General features: G+C 73.2%; 15 protein-coding genes. 1 reads left to right on the forward strand and 14 read right to left on the reverse strand.

Going from position 1 to position 17817, the window contains the following annotated elements:
* The first annotated feature begins 47 nt into the window (after positions 1 to 47).
* Entirely contained in the window at positions 48 to 1700 is a 1653-nt protein-coding gene (gene pgi, locus K1J60_RS34165; RefSeq protein ID WP_220649577.1) for a glucose-6-phosphate isomerase, read from the forward strand.
* 87 nt (positions 1701 to 1787) lie between these two features.
* Here the strand turns inward: pgi and fabG are convergent, their stop codons facing one another.
* The 14 genes from fabG to K1J60_RS34235 all read right to left on the reverse strand — a co-directional run bounded on the left by fabG (position 1788) and on the right by K1J60_RS34235 (position 17607).
* Positions 1788 to 2504, reverse strand: a complete 717-nt coding sequence (gene fabG / locus K1J60_RS34170) for a 3-oxoacyl-ACP reductase FabG (RefSeq protein ID WP_220649578.1) — start codon at positions 2502 to 2504, stop codon at positions 1788 to 1790.
* Positions 2501 to 4246 carry an MFS transporter gene (locus tag K1J60_RS34175; protein WP_259408044.1) on the reverse strand — a complete coding sequence of 582 codons (1746 nt, stop codon included), beginning with the start codon at positions 4244 to 4246 and terminating at the stop codon, positions 2501 to 2503. The genes fabG and K1J60_RS34175 overlap by 4 nt, the downstream gene beginning before the upstream one ends.
* Positions 4243 to 5718 carry a class-II fumarase/aspartase family protein gene (locus K1J60_RS34180; RefSeq protein WP_220649579.1) on the reverse strand — a complete coding sequence of 492 codons (1476 nt, stop codon included), beginning with the start codon at positions 5716 to 5718 and terminating at the stop codon, positions 4243 to 4245. Before K1J60_RS34180 ends, K1J60_RS34175 begins: the two co-directional genes overlap by 4 nt.
* A 2-nt stretch (positions 5719 to 5720) precedes the next feature.
* Complete coding sequence (locus tag K1J60_RS34185; RefSeq protein ID WP_220649580.1) at positions 5721 to 7931, reverse strand: FAD/NAD(P)-binding protein; 2211 nt, start codon at positions 7929 to 7931, stop codon at positions 5721 to 5723.
* Complete coding sequence (locus K1J60_RS34190; protein WP_220649581.1) at positions 7928 to 8848, reverse strand: NAD-dependent epimerase/dehydratase family protein; 921 nt, start codon at positions 8846 to 8848, stop codon at positions 7928 to 7930. Before K1J60_RS34190 ends, K1J60_RS34185 begins: the two co-directional genes overlap by 4 nt.
* Positions 8849 to 8851: 3 nt before the next feature.
* Complete coding sequence (locus K1J60_RS34195) at positions 8852 to 9457, reverse strand: hypothetical protein (RefSeq protein ID WP_259408046.1); 606 nt, start codon at positions 9455 to 9457, stop codon at positions 8852 to 8854.
* Complete coding sequence (locus tag K1J60_RS34200; protein ID WP_220649582.1) at positions 9454 to 11286, reverse strand: AMP-binding protein; 1833 nt, start codon at positions 11284 to 11286, stop codon at positions 9454 to 9456. The genes K1J60_RS34195 and K1J60_RS34200 overlap by 4 nt, the downstream gene beginning before the upstream one ends.
* Positions 11273 to 12031 carry a hypothetical protein gene (locus K1J60_RS34205; protein WP_220649583.1) on the reverse strand — a complete coding sequence of 253 codons (759 nt, stop codon included), beginning with the start codon at positions 12029 to 12031 and terminating at the stop codon, positions 11273 to 11275. The genes K1J60_RS34200 and K1J60_RS34205 overlap by 14 nt, the downstream gene beginning before the upstream one ends.
* Positions 12032 to 12168: 137 nt before the next feature.
* Entirely contained in the window at positions 12169 to 13479 is a 1311-nt protein-coding gene (locus K1J60_RS34210) for a beta-ketoacyl-[acyl-carrier-protein] synthase family protein (protein WP_220651830.1), read from the reverse strand.
* On the reverse strand, positions 13469 to 13804 hold the full coding sequence (locus K1J60_RS34215; RefSeq protein ID WP_220649584.1) for an acyl carrier protein: 336 nt from the start codon (positions 13802 to 13804) through the stop codon (positions 13469 to 13471). Before K1J60_RS34215 ends, K1J60_RS34210 begins: the two co-directional genes overlap by 11 nt.
* Positions 13801 to 14085, reverse strand: a complete 285-nt coding sequence (locus K1J60_RS34220) for an acyl carrier protein (RefSeq protein WP_177261679.1) — start codon at positions 14083 to 14085, stop codon at positions 13801 to 13803. Before K1J60_RS34220 ends, K1J60_RS34215 begins: the two co-directional genes overlap by 4 nt.
* A 76-nt stretch (positions 14086 to 14161) precedes the next feature.
* The gene (locus K1J60_RS34225; RefSeq protein ID WP_220649585.1) at positions 14162 to 15577 is read right to left on the reverse strand and encodes a class I adenylate-forming enzyme family protein; all 1416 of its coding nucleotides are present in this window, start codon (positions 15575 to 15577) and stop codon (positions 14162 to 14164) included.
* Positions 15578 to 15583: 6 nt separating this feature from the next.
* Positions 15584 to 16786, reverse strand: coding sequence for a 3-dehydroquinate synthase II family protein (locus tag K1J60_RS34230; protein WP_220649586.1), 1203 nt, complete (start codon positions 16784 to 16786; stop codon positions 15584 to 15586).
* Positions 16783 to 17607 carry a class I fructose-bisphosphate aldolase family protein gene (locus tag K1J60_RS34235; protein ID WP_220649587.1) on the reverse strand — a complete coding sequence of 275 codons (825 nt, stop codon included), beginning with the start codon at positions 17605 to 17607 and terminating at the stop codon, positions 16783 to 16785. The genes K1J60_RS34230 and K1J60_RS34235 overlap by 4 nt, the downstream gene beginning before the upstream one ends.
* Positions 17608 to 17817 lie beyond the last annotated feature (210 nt).

Below are 17817 nucleotides of genomic sequence, written 5' to 3' on the forward strand. Positions count from 1 at the left end.
CGAGGTACGCAGGCAGGACCAGGTAGGAAAGAAGGCTGAAGTCCGAGATGAACGCAGAAAGCCGTACCAGGCTCAACCAGACGCCGGAGTGGAACGCGCTGGCCGAGCACCGGGAGCAGCAGGGCGACGTCCGGCTGCGCGAGTTGTTCGCGGCCGACCCGGGACGCGGTGCCGGGTACACGCTGGAGGTCGGCGATCTGCACGTCGACTACTCCAAGCATCTGGTCACCGACGAGACACTGCGGCTGCTGCGCGAGCTGGCCGCCGCGACCGACGTGTTCGGGTTGCGGGACGCCATGTTCCGCGGCGAGAAGATCAACACCACCGAGGACCGTGCCGTCCTGCACACCGCGCTGCGCGCCCCGCGCGACGCCGTGATCGAGGTCGACGGCGAGAACGTGGTGCCCGGTGTGCACGCCGTGCTCGACAGGATGGGCGGCTTCGCCGAGCGCATCCGCTCCGGCGAGTGGACCGGCCACACGGGCAGGCGTATCAAGAACGTCGTCAACATCGGGATCGGCGGCTCCGACCTCGGCCCGGCGATGGCGTACGAGGTGCTGCGCTCCTACACCGACCGCGATCTGACCGTCCGTTTCGTGTCCAACGTGGACGGGGCCGATCTGCACGAGGCGGTGCGGGACCTGGACGCGGCCGAGACACTGTTCATCATCGCCTCCAAGACGTTCACCACGATCGAGACGATCACCAACGCGACCTCCGCGCGTGACTGGCTGCTCACCGAGCTGAAGGCCGGCTCCGAGGCCGTCGCCAAGCACTTCGTGGCGCTCTCGACGAACGCCGAGAAGGTGTCGGACTTCGGCATCGACACGGCCAACATGTTCGAGTTCTGGGACTGGGTCGGCGGGCGGTACTCCTACGACTCGGCGATCGGGCTGTCCCTGATGATCGCGATCGGCCCCGACCGCTTCCGGGAGATGCTCGACGGATTCCGGATCGTCGACGAGCACTTCCGTACGGCACCCGCCGAGTCCAATGTGCCCCTGCTGCTGGGCCTGTTGGGGATCTGGTACGGCAACTTCCACGACGCCCAGTCGCACGCGGTGCTGCCCTACAGCCACTACCTGTCCAAGTTCACCGCCTACCTCCAGCAGCTGGACATGGAGTCCAACGGCAAGTACGTGGGCCGGGACGGGGTACCGGTGGAGTGGCAGACCGGGCCGGTCGTCTGGGGCACGCCGGGGACGAACGGGCAGCACGCGTACTACCAGTTGATCCACCAGGGCACGAAGCTGATCCCCGCGGACTTCATCGGGTTCGCGGAGCCGGTCGCCGAACTCAGTGACCCGCTCAAGGCGCAGCACGACCTCCTGATGGCCAACTTCTTCGCGCAGACCCAGGCGTTGGCCTTCGGCAAGACACCGGACGAGGTGCGGGCGGAGGGCGTGCCGGAGGAGCTGGTGCCGCACAAGACGTTCAGGGGGAACCACCCGACGACCACGATCCTGGCGAAGGAGCTGACCCCGTCGGTCCTCGGTCAGCTGATCGCGCTGTACGAGCACAAGGTGTTCGTCCAGGGTGCCATCTGGAACATCGACTCCTTCGACCAGTGGGGCGTCGAACTGGGCAAGGTCCTCGCCAAGCGCGTCGAGCCGGCGCTCACGGAAGGGGCCGAGGTGCCGGGACTGGACGAGTCCACGAAGGCCCTGGTCGCCAAGTACCGGGCGCTGCGCGGACGGTAGCCGTGCGGGGTGGGGAGGCGGGCGGCCGCGCGACGTCCACTTCCCCACCCGGTCCGCGGGGCCGGCGGTCCAGGGCCTCGCCGGGCCTCAGTGTCCCAGTCCGGCGCCTCCGTCGACGGGGATCACGGCGCCGCGTACGTACCCGGCGTCGGCCAGGAAGGCCACCGCCTCGGCGACCTCCTCGGGGGTGCCCAGGCGTCCGGCGGGGGTGGTCCGCAGCAGCGCGCGGCGCTGCTCCGCCGTGAGGGCGCGGCTCATGTCGGTCTCGGTGAGGCCGGGGGCAACGACGTTGCAGGTGATGTCGCGGGGGCCGAGTTCCTGGGTGAGGGAGCGGGCGAAGCCGACCAGACCCGCCTTCGCCGCGGCGTAGTTGGTCTGGCCGGGGGCGCCGCGCAGGGCGGCCGTGGAGGAGATCAGGACGATACGGCCGTGGCCCGCGCGCAGCATGCCCCGCACCGCGCGCTGGGCGACACGGAAGGCCCCGGTGAGATTGGTGTCGACGACCGAGGTGAAGTCCTCCTCGGTCATCCGGACCAGCAGCCGGTCCTGGGCGGCGCCGGCGTTGGCGACCAGGACGGAGACCGGGCCGTGGGCGGTCTCGGCCTCCTTGAAGGCCTGGTCGATCTGACCGCTGTCCGTCACATCGCACCGCACGGCGAGGAGCCCCTCGGAGGGAGGGGGTCCGTCGCCCCGGTGGGTCACGGTGACCCGGTCCCCGGCCGCCGCGAAACGGCGGGCGACGGCGAGCCCGATGCCCCTGTTCCCGCCGGTGACGAAGACCGAACGGGCCGTGGCCTGTGTCATCGCGCTGTCCTTTTCTCCGTCGAGCCTGACGGTGTATCCGCCGAGTCCGGCGGTGAGTCCGGTGGCTTCCTCGCCGAGTCCGGTGGTGAGTCCGGTGGCTTCCTCGCCGAGTCCGGTGGTGAGTCCGGCGGCGTCGTTGCCCGGTCCGGCGGTGAGTCCGGCGGAGTCTTTGCCGACTCCGGCGGTTTCTGTGTCGGGTCCGGCGAGCGGGGGCGCAGGCCCACGACGGCGACCGCGCATCCGACGAGTGCGAGGGCGGCGACGGAGAGCGTGGCGGCGTCCATGGCGTCGAGGAAGGCGCGGTCGGCGGTGGTGGCCAGTCCGGGCAGGTCCAGGGAACGGGACAGGGAGCGGGCCGCCTCGGGGGAGGTGCGGGCCTGTTCCTCGGCTGCCGGGGACAGGTCCGTCGTGGCGCCGGGCAGTTCGGCGTCGGCCATCCGCCGTCGGTAGACGCCGGAGAGGATCGAGCCGGCCATGGCCACACCGAGGGTGCCGCCGACCTGTCGGGTGACGCTGTTGACGGCGGAGCCGGCGCCCGCGAGCTGCGGCGGCACCCCGCGCATCATCACGGCCGTGACCGGCGTGCCGACCAGGCCCATGCCGAAGCCCTGGATCCACAGCAGGACGGCGACGATCCAGAGGGGGGTGCGCCCGTCGAGCCAGGCGTAGGCGACGTAGGTGACGGCGGTGGCCAGGACGCCGGAAGCGACCGTCCAGCGGGCCGACACCAGGCGGCTCAGTGCCGGGGAGGCCTGACTGCCCAGGACGATGCCGACGGCGGCGGCGATCATCACGGTCCCCGCGTCGGCGGGGGAGAGGCCCCGGGGACCCTGGAGGTAGAAGGCCGCGTAGAACAGGTGACCGGCCAGCGCCATGAAGGCGATCAGCAGGACCGCACTGCCCGCCGTGAAGCCGGGCTGCCGGAACAGCCGCAGGTCCAGACTGGGCGTCGCGGACCTGCGCTGACCGGCGACGAACACGGCCAGGAGCACACCGCCCAGCACCAGGGGCAGGAGGACGCGCGGGCCGTACCAGGCGCTGCCGCCGCCGAGTTCGATGACGCCGTAGACGACGCCGCCCAGGCCGAGCACCGACAGGGCGAGGCCCGGCAGGTCGAGCACCCGGCGGCGGGAGCCGCCGAGGTCGGGAACGACGGCCAGGACCGCCAGCAGGCACAGGGCCACGATCGGTACGTTGACCAGGAACACCGAGCCCCACCAGAAGTGGCTGAGCAGTGCCCCGCCCGCGACGGGGCCGACGGCCACGCCGAGACCGCTCGACGAACTCCAGATCGCGATCGCCCGGGTGCGTTTCTCCTCCGGGGTGCTCTGCACGATGACCGTCAGCGTCGCGGGCATGAGCAGACCGCTGCCCGCCCCCATGAAGGCCCGCGCCACGATCAGCCACGCTGGGCTGTCCACGAACGCGCCCGCGCCGGAGGCCACGCCGATCAGCGCGAGCCCGGCGACCAGCGTCTTCCGGGGGCCGAAACGGTCGGCCAGCGCGCCCCCCGCGAACAGGGTGCCTGCGACGACCAGGGTGTAGGCGCTCGCCACCCACTCCAGTTCGCCGGGGGTCGCGCCCAGGCCCTTCACCGGGTCGGCGAGGGTGGTGACGGCGACGTTGAGGATCGAGGTGTCCAGCCAGATCAGCATCTGGGCGCAGACCACGACCAGGAGGACGGGCCAGGAGCGGGCGGGTGGGGCGGCGGGTGCCGCGGTCGTCCGGCTCACGGTGCTCACCGCGTGCCTCCGTTCTTCTCGTCATCGCGCGGCTCCGCGCCCAGCTCGTCGTATCTGCGCAGGGCCCGGTCGATCAGGGCCTCGGCCGCGCCCGTGTACCGGGCGGGGTCGAGCAGTTCCGACAGCCGGTCGGGGGAGAACCGGGCGGACAGTTCCGGGTCGGCGGCCAGCACCGCGCTCAGGGGGCGGCCGGTGTCGGCGGCCTCGGCCGAGGCGGCGGTCAGGAGCTTCTTCGCGCGGACCTTGCCGAGCACCGGGGCCAGCGCCACGTTCAGGCGTTCGGTGACGATGGCGCCGCCGGTCAGGTCGAGGTTGGCCCGCATGCGCTCGGGGTGGACGATCACCCCTTCCGCGAGCTCGACGGCGGTGTGCGCGGCCCCGCCCGTCAGCCGCAGCGCCTCCCGCAGCGGCTGCCACTCGGCGTGCCACGCACCGGCGGGCCGCTCGTCCTCGGCGAGCAGACACTGCGCCAGCACGAGGGCGTGCGCGGGGACCTGCCGGGCGGCCGACACGATCAGCGTGGCCAGCGCGGGGTTCCGCTTCTGCGGCATGGCCGAGGAGGCGCCGCGCCCGGCCCCCGCCGGCTCGGACAGCTCACCGATCTCCGTACGGGACAGCGTCTGCACGTCGAGCGCGAACTTCCCGAGCGCCCCGGTGACGAGCTGGAGCGCGGCCCCGAGTTCGGCGACGGGAGTACGGACGGTGTGCCAGGGGAGTGTGGGCTCGGCGAGGCCCAGCGCCTCGGCGAACGGCTTGAGCAGCTCCAGCCCGCCCTCGCCGGGGTCGCCGCTGCCCGTTCCGCCGTTCGTTGCGGCCGGGCCCCCGCGGTCCAGCACCGCGTACTCCCGATACGCGGCCAACGTCCCGCCCGCTCCTCCCAACTGCGCCGGAAGCCGCGCGGCCACCGCCCGCACCCGCACCGACGCGTCGGCGACGAGGTCCAGCCACCCCGCCGCCTTCAGCCCGAAGGTCGTCGGCACCGCGTGCTGGGCGAGGGTGCGGCCGGCGAGAACGGTGTGACGGTGGGTGTCGGCCAGCGAGGCGAGGGCGGCCATCACGCGGCGCAGGTCCGCCGCGATCAGATCGAGCACCCGACGGCCGATCAGCATCGCCGCCGAGTCCAGGATGTCCTGGCTGGTGGAGCCCCGGTGCACATACTCCGCGGCGACCGGATCCCTCGCGGCGACGACCTCGCCGAAGACGGTGACCAGGGCGACCACCGGGTTGGCGGCCGCCCGGGCGGCGTGGGCCAGCGCGACCAGGTCGAGCCGGTCCGCGCGGGCCGCCTCGGCGATGGTCTCCACGGCGGCGGCGGGCGTCAGCCCGACCGCGTGCTGGGCGCGGGCGAGGGCCACTTCGGCGTCCAGCATGGCCTGCAGCCACGCCTCGTCGGTCACCTCGGCCGCGACGGGTGTGCCCGCCCACGTGGGGGCGAGCAGGCCCGCGTCGGTGCCCGCGGACATCGCGTTCATGCTCATCGACTCCTCGTGCCGGATGTCCGTCGTGGGGGTGGAACGACGGTGACCTCGTGGCTCCCGGACGCCGGCCCTGGCTCCGGCTCCGGCCCTGTTTCCGGTCTCGCCCCCGCCCCTGTCCCCGGCTCCGGCGCCAGTACCGGTCCCAGTCCCAACGCCGCCCGTGCGATCGCGTCCGAGTCCTCCAGCGTCACCGAGCCGACGCCGGGCCTGATGCCGACCGCCGTCACCCAGCGCACCCCCTCCACCGGCACCCCGAAGGCGAACCGGTTCGGATGCGGCCGGCCCGCGGCGTCCACCAGCCGTGGCGGACCGTCGGTGACCGCCAGCCCGCCGGGCTCGTGACCCGGCTCGCCCGGCAGCCGGTACGGGCCGCACGCGCCGGACACGAGCAGCCCGCGGAGCAGCGGGTCGGTGCTCCGCCGCAGGTCCACGGCGGGCAGCCGGGCCTCGATCAGGGCGGCGACCCGCACCGGAGGGTCGTCCACCGACTCGGCGTCCACGAGGAAACCGGCCTCGCCGACGCCCTCCGCCACCTGGGCGCCGGGCGCCCACGCCCGTACCCTCATCCCCGGCCCGAGCACCCGCACGACCTCCGCCTCGATCAACGCGATCAGCTGCTCGACACGGAAGGCGGGCGGGCCGATCGAGGTGAAGGCGTTCAACGGGGTGTACCAGCCGTCGAGTTCGGCGCGGTACGAGTCGCCGGAGACTCCGCCGTGGTCGACGACGAGCCGGATCTCGTTGCGCAGGTCCCGCAGGGCGTCCAGCGCCGCCTTCAACGGGCCGTGCACATTGCCGCGGCGGGCCTCGGCGACGTCCCGGCGCAGATACGTCAGCAGCCAGCTCCGGAAGTCGGCGCGGCCGGTGAACCTCCGCTCGCCGTAGGGGTGTTCGATCCGCGTCCAGTCCCATCGCTCGCCGGGCGGGACCGCGTGACGGTCGAGCAGGGCCGCCTCGCCCCGTCCGTCCGCGTCCGCGCGGCACGACCGTACGAACTCCTCGGCCTCCTCCGGCCCTCGGGCGGCGCGGATCCACGCCTCGTGGTAGACGGTCCGTACCTCGCGGTCGACGAGCGGCCAGAGGTCCTGGCGGAAGCCCAGGGGGCGTCCGTCGGCCACCCGGCGCCGCAGCCCCGCGATGACGTCCGGGGTCAGGAAACGCGGCTCGTGGCGCCCGAGCGCGCCCTTCTCGTTCTCGCCCCGGGCGTGGTACGGGACGCCACGCCGCGAACCGGCGTACAGCACGGGCTCGTTGCCGCTCGGGAGGTACACGAGACCGGACTCGCCCTCCTTGAACGTGCCGCCGCGGCCCTCGGTGAGCAGGGCCACGCAGTCGAAGAAGTTCAGGCCCAGTCCCCGCAGGGCGACCGGGGTGCCCGGCGCGATCCCGCTCAGGTCGGCGTCGGCCGGGTTGGCCGGGGCCACGTAGGCGAGGCCGTGGCGGTCGGCGAAGGAGCGCAGCGCGCGCTCCTGCGGCGACGGCGTCAGATCGCCGTGGCCCAGGGCCAGCACCACCGCGTCCAGCCCCGACAGCCGGTCGCCGTTCGCCAGCGTCACCCGCTGCGGCCGACCCGCGGCCGCCTCGCTCCGCCGGTCTGCCACCTCCTCGCCCCGCCGGCCCGCGGTGTCCTCGTTCCGCACGGTCGCGGGGTCGTCGGTCAGCGCGGTCGCGGGGTCGTCGGTGAGCGCGACCGCCGTCGTCCGGTGGGTGCGGACCGTCACATGGGCGGGGGCCGTGCGTAACAGGTGCCGGAAGACCCATTCCAGGTAGTGGCCGTGGAACGCGCGGGTCGGATAGGTGTCGGGGCCGAGCCGCCGGGCCTCCTCCACGACCCGCGCGGGCAGCGTCTGTACGACGTCCCGGCCGACCGCCTGACCGTAGTCGTGCTCGCAGTCCCGACCGACGGCCCGGTCGCGGATCGCGCACGCCCAGGCGTACAGGCTCGGTCCCGGCACCGAAGGTCCCGCGCAGTCCACGCTGTCGTCGGTGAACAGGGTCACCTGGGAGGCGACCGTGTTCATCAGCAGCTCGCCCGGCTGGTCCGTGCGCCAGACCGCGCCCGCGCCCGGCGGGTACGGATCGACGAGGTGGACCTCGACCGGCCGCCCGACCCCGCCCGCGTTGGCGCAGATCCGCTCCAGCACGGAGAGCCCGCGCGGACCGGCGCCGATCACACAGACGGCGAGCGCGTCCTCGGCACGGGTCATTCCTGGCCCAGCCCGTCACGCCAGCTCGGTCTGGCCGGCTTCCAGCCCAGGACCGTACGGGCCCTGTCGTTGGCGGCGCCGTGCGCGGAGGTGAGCTGGTGGGTCATGAACCAGCCGAGGAGCCGGGGCGCGAGGTCCGCCGGGACCGTGCGCGGGGAGGGAGCGGCGAGCATCCGGGCCAGGTGCGGCAGCCACTGCGCGGCGGGGGCCGGATCGTCGTCCGTCACATGGAACACCCCGGTGGCGTCGGACTCGACGGCCGTCACGGCTGCCCCCACCGCGTCCTCGACGTGCAGGAACGACATGATCCCGGCCCCGCCGCCCGGCAGCGGCAGCCGGCCGGCCTGTACGGATCGCGCGGTGGCGCCGGTACGGGCGTACGCCGTGCGGGGGCCGTACAGCGTGCCGTAGCGCAGCACCACGCCCTCCAGGGCGCCGGCCGTCACCTGCCGTTCCAACTCGGCGACGGCCCGAACGGTCGAGGCCCAGCCGGGGTCGGGGGCGTCGACGTACAGGGGCGCGTCCTCGTCCAGGACCGGGCCGCCGGCCGGGGCGGCGGCGAAGGCGATGGACTGGGCGACCAGTCGGCGCGTGCCGGCCGCGCGAGCCGCCTCGATCAGGTGGGCGGTGCCCTCGACGCGCAGGCGTGCCGTGCGGGCGAAGGCCTCCGGCGGGTCGTCCCGCAGCAGCCGCAGGGCGGACATCTGATGGACGACGACCTCGGGCCGGGCGGCCGACACCGCCGACAGCACGGCCTCGCGGTCCAGGGCGTCGGCGACCACCACCTCGTCCGCCTCCGGGGCCCGGCCCCGTGACCCCTGCCGTACCAATGCGCTCACCCGATGGCCTCGCGCCCGCAAGGCGCCCACCAGCGGATGTCCGACCACGCCGGTGGCCCCGGCGACGAGTACGCGCATGGCTCAGCCCTCCGAACCGGGGACGACAGCGGTGGGTGCGGTGGGTGCGGTGGGTGCGGTGGGTGTGGTGGCCGCGGTGGTCGGGGCGACCCGGATGAGCAGGCGGCACGCCTGGGCGCCGTTCCGCAGACACGACTCGGCCCTGTTCTCCGTGAGGGTCACGCCGAGACCCTCGGACCAGCCGGCGTGGACGGCGGTGCACGGGCAGCGGTAGCCCTCCAGCGAACCGGCCATCCGGACCATGGTGATCGCGAAGTTGCGCTTGAGGGTGAGGACGATCAGGTCCTCGTCCTCGACCTCGGTGGCGGCGTTGCGCAGCTCCGGCGGGAACATCCGGTCGCCGCAGTCGTCGTAACGGCGGCGCAGCTCCTCCAGGTCCTTGCGGCCGTCGCCGGTGTCGGGGAGGGGGCCGTGCAGCCGGGCGACCCGCTGCCCGACGTGCAGGGCGACCTTCCCCATAGCCTCCGCGTTGATCTCGTTCGCGACCTCCTGCCCGAACCGCGCGGCCACCCCCTGGTACCAGTTGGCGTCGTGCTGCCACCACAGCCGGTACGCCTCACCGGCCCGGGCGCGGTGGTTGACGCCCTCGGCGTCGGTGTGCGTGCTCATACGTGCTGCTCCTCGGCGGCGACCACGTCAGCCGTGTGGGCGGCGAACCGGTCGCGCATCACTCGTTTGAGAACCTTGCCGGTGGCGCCCTTGGCCACGTCATCGGGCCTCATCCGCAGGGCCCGGGTCACCGGCGGGAACCCGGCGGCCGTCAGCACCGCGTTGACCCGCCCGGTCCACTCCTCGTCGACGCCCGTCACGGGTCGCGGCTCGTCGTCCCGCGGCCCGCTCCGCCGCTCGTCGGCTCCCGCTCCGCTCCGCTCCTCGTCGGCTGCGCTCCCGTCGGCGAGTTGGAGCAGCGCGTACGCCTCCGCCACGCCGTCGCCGTCCCAGTCCGCGCGCACGCCGTCGGGGGCGACCCCGACCACCGTGCAGTCGCCGAGCTCCGGCAGCGCGGCCAGGAGCAGTTCCTCGGTGCGGGTGCTGAAGACGATCCCCGCCGGGGTGCGGATGGCGTCCGGGGCCCGGTCGAGGTGGTAGAAGTTGCCCTCCTCGTCCCGGTGGGCGAGGTCCCCGGTGAGCCAGTAGCCGCCGAGCCTCATCCGGTTCCAGGTCAGCGAGTCGTTCCAGTAACCGGGCGTCAGCGTGGGGGACTTGAGGCCCAGGCGGCCGATCCGTCCGGGCGGCAGCGGGGTGCCGTCCTCGGCGAGCACGGCGGCCTCGGCGAAGCTGATCGGCTTGCCGACGCAGCGGGAGTAGGCGGAGGTGTCCTTGGTGTGCCGGTTGTGGAAGACCGAGTAGCCGGCCTCCGACGAACCGAGCCCGTCCACGAAGACCGAGCCCTCGACGCGGACGCGGCTCAGGTCGCGCCGGATCTCGACCCGGGTCCCGTGCTGGACGAGCGCCCGGATGTGCGCCTCGTGCGCCGCGTCCCCGGTGTTGAACCACACCTGCACGCTGGACAGATCACGCGCCGTCAGATCCTCCGCCGCCATCTCGCCGAAGGTCCCGGCGAAGGCCAGCACGGTCGTCGGCCGGAACTCCTCGACGGCGTCCAGCACGTCCGTGCCGCGCTGGCTGGAGAGCAGCTTGATGTCCGTGCGCAGCAGCAGGCAGTACAGCAGCGTCGCCACCATCGCGTTGTGCGCGCCCGGCAGTCCCACCAGCGTGCGCTCCATGTCGGCGCCGGTGGAGAACCGCAGCCGGTGCACCTGGGCGTACATCAGCGTCCGATGGGTGTGCGGCACCCCCTTCGGCAGGCCGGTCGTGCCGGAGGAGTGGGAGATGAGCACCGGGTCGGTGGGGTCGTGCCGGTAGGGGTACGACGCCGGAAGCGACGCGCGGTGCTCCGGGCGGACGTCGGCGGCGGTCAGGCGGAAGCCGAGCCCGAGGCCGTCACCCCCCGAGTCCCCCGAGCCCTCCGCGCTCCCCGAGCCTCCCGCGCCCTCTGCCCCTCCCGCATCCCCGGCCAGTACCTCGCGGTGTGCCGCGTCCGTGAAGGCGCCCACCGCGCCCTGGCGGCGGACGTACTCCCGGGCGATCTCCGGCGCGAGGTTGCCGTTGACGAACGACGGCACGGCTCCGATCGACGTCAGCGCGAGGAAGTTCACCGCGAACTCGGCGGCGGAGAAGGAGTGGATGGCCACCGGGTCGCGGGGCCGCACACCGTGGGCCGCGTACCAGCCCGCGTAGGTCTCAACCGCCTCGTACAACTGTCCGAGCGTCAGCACCTCGGGTCGGCTGCCGTCCGGTGCGCGCCAGGTGCCGTCGGTGTGCAACACCGGTTCGTCGAGCGGGCGTTCGTACGCGCGCAGTCGCTGCAGGACGTTGCCGGCGCCGAGTTCCGTGTCGGAGCAGATCCGCGCCCGCTCCTGCCTACTGATGAGCATGGCTCTCCGTCTCGTCTCGTTCCCCGTCCCGGCGCAGCCGCCGGTGGGCGGCGGCCAGGTCGAACAGGCCTTGGATGCTGCCGCTGTGCGGAGCCGCGGCCGAGCGCTCCCCGGCGCAGGTCTCCGTCGAGCGGATGGTCAGGGGGGTGCCGGAACCGGGGTCCGCGCCGGCAGGGGGGCGGCCGAGCAGGACGGCCGCCGCCAGGGCGGCGGACGCGGGCAGGTCCGGGACCGCGCGGCCGTCGCCGGCGGCCAGCTCCCGGTGCACGGCGGCCCATCGCTCGCCGCCGCCCAGTTCCACGCCCACCACCAGGACCTGGTCCAGTTCCGGGTCCTCCAGGAGGAGGTCGGCCATGGCCAGCAGTTCGGTCACCGGATCGTCGAGGGTCGACAGGCTGAACATCTGCCCGGTGATCCCGAACTCCCGGCTGAGGTGCCCCAGCACGGAGTTGGCGGTGGCCTGCATGAAGAGCAGCGGGTTGTGGACCCGGCCCGAGACCACGCGCCGGCTCGCCAGATCGGCCGTGGTGGTGTCGCCCATCAGGCTCGCCAGCACGACGGCCGTGCGGGAGCCTCCCCCGCCGGGCCGCTCGGTCAGACACCGCGCGGCGACCTCGTACACCAGCGGGCTGAACGCCGACTCCACGAACCCGGGCAGGCGCGGCAGCGGGATGTCGCCGTCCCGTCCGGTGCCGTGGGTCGCGGTGGCGCCGGCCAGGACCGCGAGCGGCGCACGCGGCGTCATCTCGCCGGCCGACCCGGTCTCGTCACGGCTCGCCGACGCGGGTTCGCTTCCGCCGGCCGACGCGGGTTCGCTTGCGCCCGCCGACCGGGTTTGGTCCCCCCTCGCCGACGCGGCTTTCCTGTGACTGTCCGTCGTCGTCACGGTCGCTCCAGGACGAGTGCGGTGTTGGCGCCCCCGAAGGCGGCGTTGATGGTGAGGGCCCGGCGGAGGTCGGCCTGTCGGGGCCTGTTCGGCACGTAGTCCAGGTCGCACTCCGGGTCCGCCCGCGTGAAGTTGGCGGTGGGCGGCAGCACGCCCTCCGTCAGCGCCAGCATCGTGATCACGAACTCCACGACTCCGGCGGCCTCCAGGAGATGGCCGGTGGTGCTCTTGGTGGAGCTGACCGGGATCGCTTCGGCCCGCTCCCGGAGGGCGGCGCGCAGCCCCCGGGTCTCGGCGCCGTCGTTGTACTTGGTGCCGGTGCCATGGGCGTTGACGTAGCCGAGGCTCGACCCGTCGGGGTCCCCGGCCAGCCGCAGCGCCTGCCGGGCCGCGCGGGCCAGGCCGACGCCGTCCGGGTGCGGCTGCGCGATGTGGTGGGCGTCGGTCGCCGCACCCCAGCCGACCACACCCGCCAGCGGCCGGGCCCCGCGCCGCCGCGCGTGCTCGGCCGACTCCAGCACGACCGCCGCGACCCCGTCGCCGAGCAGCAGCCCGGTGCGGTCGGCGCTGAACGGCCGCACCGTGCCGTCACGCGACAGCGCCCGCCCCGAGTCGAACTTCCCGAACGTCTCCTCCTCCACGAGATAGCCGCCGGCGCACACCGCGACATCGATCCGCCCGGAGGAGATCAGCCGGCAGCCGTGGATGATCGCGGCGGCGGAGGCCACACAGGCGTTGGTGAAGGTGAGCCGGGGCCCGGTCAGCCCGAGGCCTGCGGCCAGCGACTCGGCGAGATACGCGGGGACGGCGTCGGCGAGCCGGGCGGCCGCCGGTCCGGCCGGTTCCGCGGCGAGCCCCGCCGCCCCGACGGGCGGCCCGTCGTCGGGGAGGGCGTGCCCCGCGTCGGTCTCGTCGAGCGCGCGGGCTCGGGGCGTGCCGCGGCCCGTACCGCCGCCGCCGTTCTCGTCGGCCGCCGGTGCCGCCGCCTCCCGCCAGTACCGCGTGATGCTCGTGCAGTCGCCCGCGATGCCCAGCAGGACCGCCGCCTCGGTGCCCCTGGGCAGGCCCGCCATGTCGAGGGCTTCCGCTCCGCAGCGCGCGAGGGCGGGACGCAGCGCCCAGTGCTCCATCGCGTCGGGGCCCTCGGGGGCGGCGCCGGCCATCGGGGTGCGGTAGGGGCCGGTGTCGAACCGGGTGGTGGGGGCGAAGGAGGGGACACCGGCGAAGACACCGCGCCGCAGGGCGTCCGGACCGGTGCCGAAGGCGGTGCGCACGCCGAACCCGGTCACCGTCACCTCACCGGTCAACGCGCTCACCCCCCTCCACCGCCCCCGCCGCGCCGGCCGCGCCCAGGAACTCCGTGAGCCGCCGCAGCGAGGTCAGACCCGCGATGTCCTCGTCGCCGGGCTCCACGACCAGGCCGTACCGCTCCTCCACCACATGCAGCAGCCACACCAAGCCCAGGGAGTCCAGGACCAGCTCGGCGTCCTCGTCGAGGTCGTCCGGGACGCCGGGGAAGATCTTGCGGTCGGACAGCAGCTCACGGACGAGCCCGGTGGTGAGGACGGCCGGAGGGGAGCCGTCCTGAGGGGCGGCTTCCGTGACGGACGGTGTGGAGGTCTCCGCGCTCATGCCTTCGCCCCGCGCCCGACGACCTCGGCGACGAGCCCGCCGAGGGTCAGCGAGGCCAACGGCTCGATGTCGGTGTCCGGGATCTCCACACCGAACCGCGACTCCAGACGCAGCGTCAGCTCGATCAGGCTCAGGGAGTCCAGCTCCAGGCCGCCGACGGTCACCGGGCTCTCGTCGGTGATCCCGTCCCGGCTCAGCAGGATGTTCATCTCGTCGATGACCGTGGTCAGGACGAACTCGCGGATCTCGTTGTCCAGGGTGGACGTGCTCATGATCGCCATCTCCATGGGGGAATGTCGTGAGAAGGTCATGCGAAAGGTCGTGCGCGGGGCAGGGGGAGGGAGACCCGTCGGGCCGCTACGCGCCGCTCGCCGCCGCCTGGAGCGTCGCCGCCTGGCGGACCAGCTTCCCGTTCGACGTGCGGGGCAGGGACTCCATCAGCCGGATCACCCGGGGCAGCTTGTAGTCGGCCAGCCGCTCCCGGCACCAGCGCAGCAGTTCCTCCGCCGACGGGCTCTCGGCCCCGGCGGCGACGGCCACGTACGCCTCGGTGACGTCCTCGTGGACCAGGACCGCCTGTTCGACGGCCGGGTGCGCGCGCAGCACGTGCTCGACCTCGGTGAGGTCGACCTTGAGGCCGCCGATGACGACGAGGGAGTCGGCGCGGCCGCCGACGGTGACCGTTCCGTCGGCGGCGACCGCGGCCCGGTCCCGGGTGTGCAGCCAGCCGTCGGTGTACTGGGTGCCGCCGGAGTCGAAGAGGTACGGCGACTCGGCGAGCGCTACGTCCAGTTCGCCCTTGTGCTCCCGGACCACCACACCCGGTGCGGGCCGGCCGACGGAGGGCCGGAGCGTGCCGCCGACGTCGATGGCGACGATGCCGGTCTCGGTGGTGCCGTAGGCCTCGCCGACCGTGACGCCGTACCGCTCGGCGAACCGCGCGGCGACCTCGGGAGGCATCAGCTCGCCACCGGAGACGGCGGTCCGCAGCGCGGGCAGCGCGGGCGGATCGAGGGCGGCCGCGAGCAGCTCGTAGTGCATCGGCACGCCGAAGAGGGCGGTGATGCGGTGGTCGAGGGAGGTCCGCAGGATGTCGCGGGCCGAGACCCGGGGCGCGAAGACGACGGAGACCCCGGCCGCCAACGCGTGCAGCAGTCCGCCGAGCAGGCCGAAGCTGTGTGCGGTGGAGCTGAGCAGCAGCAACCGGTCTCCCTCGACCGGCATCCCGGGGACCGCCGCGAACGCCTCGACCTCTGCGGCGATCGACCCGGCGCTCCGGCCGATCACCTTGGGCCGCCCGGTCGACCCCGAGCTGAACTGGACCAGCCGGTGCCCGCCCTCGGCCGCCCGCCCCGCCCTGCGGCACTCGGTGGCGACCTCGTACTCGGACCGGAAGCCGAACGCGGCCCGGACGTTGGCACCGGCCCGGACCATGAACTGCGGCCGGCAGACGGCACACAGCGCGTCGACCTCCGCGGGCTTCAGCCGGAAGTCGAAGAGCATCACCTGCGCGCCCAACCGCCACAGCGCGAGCAGGACCTCGACCTGGGTGAAACTGGGCGGCGTCCGCAGCCCCACCGTGCTGCCGGGCCCGATGTCGTAACCGGCGAACACGGCGGCCTGCTTGGCGACCCGCTCCCGTAACTCCCCGCGTGTGACGGTCTCCCGCTGATGCGTCAGATAGGGCAGGCCGTCGTCCCGTGCGTCGAACAGCCGCTGGACCAGGACGCTCATCCCGTCCTCGCCGGCCGCGGCCGCCACGAGTGAGCCCATGAGGTCTCAGACCTCCTTGCAGAACTCGCCGATGGGCAGGCCCACATGGCGCTTGTCCTGGGCCAGATAACCGAGCAGTTCGTCACCGGTCCGCAGTTCGGTGACATTGAGGACCTTGCCGCCGGGGCCGAGCACCCGCACATGCCAGTCGTCCTGCACGGTGAGGCTGACCAGCCGCCCGTCCTCCGCGTGGGTGCGGATCTCCAGCAGCGGCCGGGACTCCAGCTTGGCCCGCCCGACCACCACGCGCCGGGTGCGGCCGTCGGCGCCGACCGCCAGCAGGGCGCTGCCGGAGCCGACCTCGCTGAGGTAGTTGGTGCGGTTGTCGGGGCCCAGCGTGTACGAGTGCAGGGCGCCGGCGTTGACCCGGAACGGACGGGTCGGCATGTACGGCAGCGGGTGGGTCTCACTGCAGCAGAGCACGAAACCGGAGGAGTACGAGCCGACGAGGATGCCCTCGTCCTCCTCGAAGTGCGAGCAGGTGTCCACGCAGACCCGGTCGCCGAGCCCGACGTGCCGGATGCTCTCGACGGTGAGCGTGGACAGCTCCAGCTGCGGGGTGGTCGCCTCCAGCAGCCGGGCCAGCGCGAACACGTCGTCCGCGCCGCGGGGCGTGAACAGGATGCCGTCCGAACCCCGTTCGAGCACGTCGAAGACGATGGCCGCCTCCTCCAGGTCCCCGACGACGGTCACCAGCTTCCCCTCGGCCGACTCGGCCGCCGCGAGCACGATCTCCAAGGGGATCTTCGTCGGATCGGCGAAGTGGATCACCGTGTAGGGCAGCGCCATCGCGCCCACGCACGACAGCTGGAGGGTGCGGTCGTCCCGTACGTCGACGAAGCCGGCGACCGGTGTGCCGGTGGCGGCCCGGTTCTCCGCGGCGAGGGCTTCCAGCTCGTCCTGGGCGGTGAATCCGCGCAGCAGCAGGTCGGGTCCGGCACCGGCCGGGGCCTTGCCCTCGGCTCTGGCATCGGCCTTGCCCTCGGCCGCGCCCCTGGCCTCCTTGTCGCCCTTGTCGGCGGACCTCTTCGCGGGAGCGGCGGCCGGGGCCCCGCCGGCCAGCACCCGGGTGACCGTCGGCGGCAGTGTCCCCAACAGCTCGGCGTCGGCGGAGACCACCCCGGCCATCCGGGCGTGGACGGCCGCGTCCACCACCGCCTGGAGCTGCGGACGGGGGACTTCACGGAGATCGATCCACGCGAACCTCATGCGACACCTGCCACGATCGTCGAGTAATGGGGAGAGGTAGTCATGCTCATGTCATTGCTGACCCCGTCGCCGTGCACGACGGCGGCGAGCCGGGACACCAGGGAGGCGGGGGAGGGGGAGGAGAAGATCCGGCGGCCGACGGCCAGCCCCCGGCAGCCCGCGGCCATCACGGCGGTGCCGTACTCGATGAGGTCGGAGCCGTCGGGCGGACCGCCGGCCGCGAGGACGGGGATGGGGCTGTGGGCCACCACCTCGGCCATGCGGTCGAGCGGCAGGGCCACCGAGGTCTTCACCATGTCGGCGCCCAGGTCCGCGGCGACGTTCACGATGTGCGCGAGGAGTGCGGGATCGTGCGGGTTCTCGATCCGGGGGCCTCGCGGGTAGACCATCGCGATCAGCGGCATGCCCCAGGTGTCGCAGGAGCGGGCCACCGCCCCGAGGTCGGCGAGCTGGCGCCCCTCGGTGTCCGAGCCGATGTTCACATGGACGCTGACCGCGTCGGCGCCCAGGGCCACCGCCTCCTCCACGTCGCCGACCAGCACTTTGGCGTCGACATCGGCGGAGCAGGCCGTGCTGGCGCTCAGATGCACCACCAGCGCGCAGCTCCGCAGGAGGGCCGGATCGAGCGTGCGGGCCCGCCCCTTGTGGACGATGATCCCGTCGGCGCCGCCGGCCACCAACGCCTTCAACAACTCTTCCCACTGACCCGGAGGAGCGACCGGACCGTCCGAAACGCTGTGGTCGAGCGGTATCAGCAAATGCCGGTCGTCGCCGACCAGCGAAAGTCTTCTCCAACGTAATGGCTTGCCACTTTTCAGCATGGGAAAAGCGCCTTCCGATCCATGTCCGAAAAACGATGGTCGTAGAAGTTTCAAGTTCAGCCGGACGTCAGCATTCCGTGCGTGATCGGCAGTTGGCAAGGCGTGACCGTCGGCAAATTTTTATGCGGGTCAACGCATGAATATTGACAGTGAGTTGACAGGATCTTCAGGGTTGACGGGGTCCAAGGGTGGTGTTCGTGGCCAATTTTG

The sequence above is a fragment of the Streptomyces akebiae genome (genome assembly GCF_019599145.1).
Lineage (GTDB): Bacteria > Actinomycetota > Actinomycetes > Streptomycetales > Streptomycetaceae > Streptomyces > Streptomyces akebiae.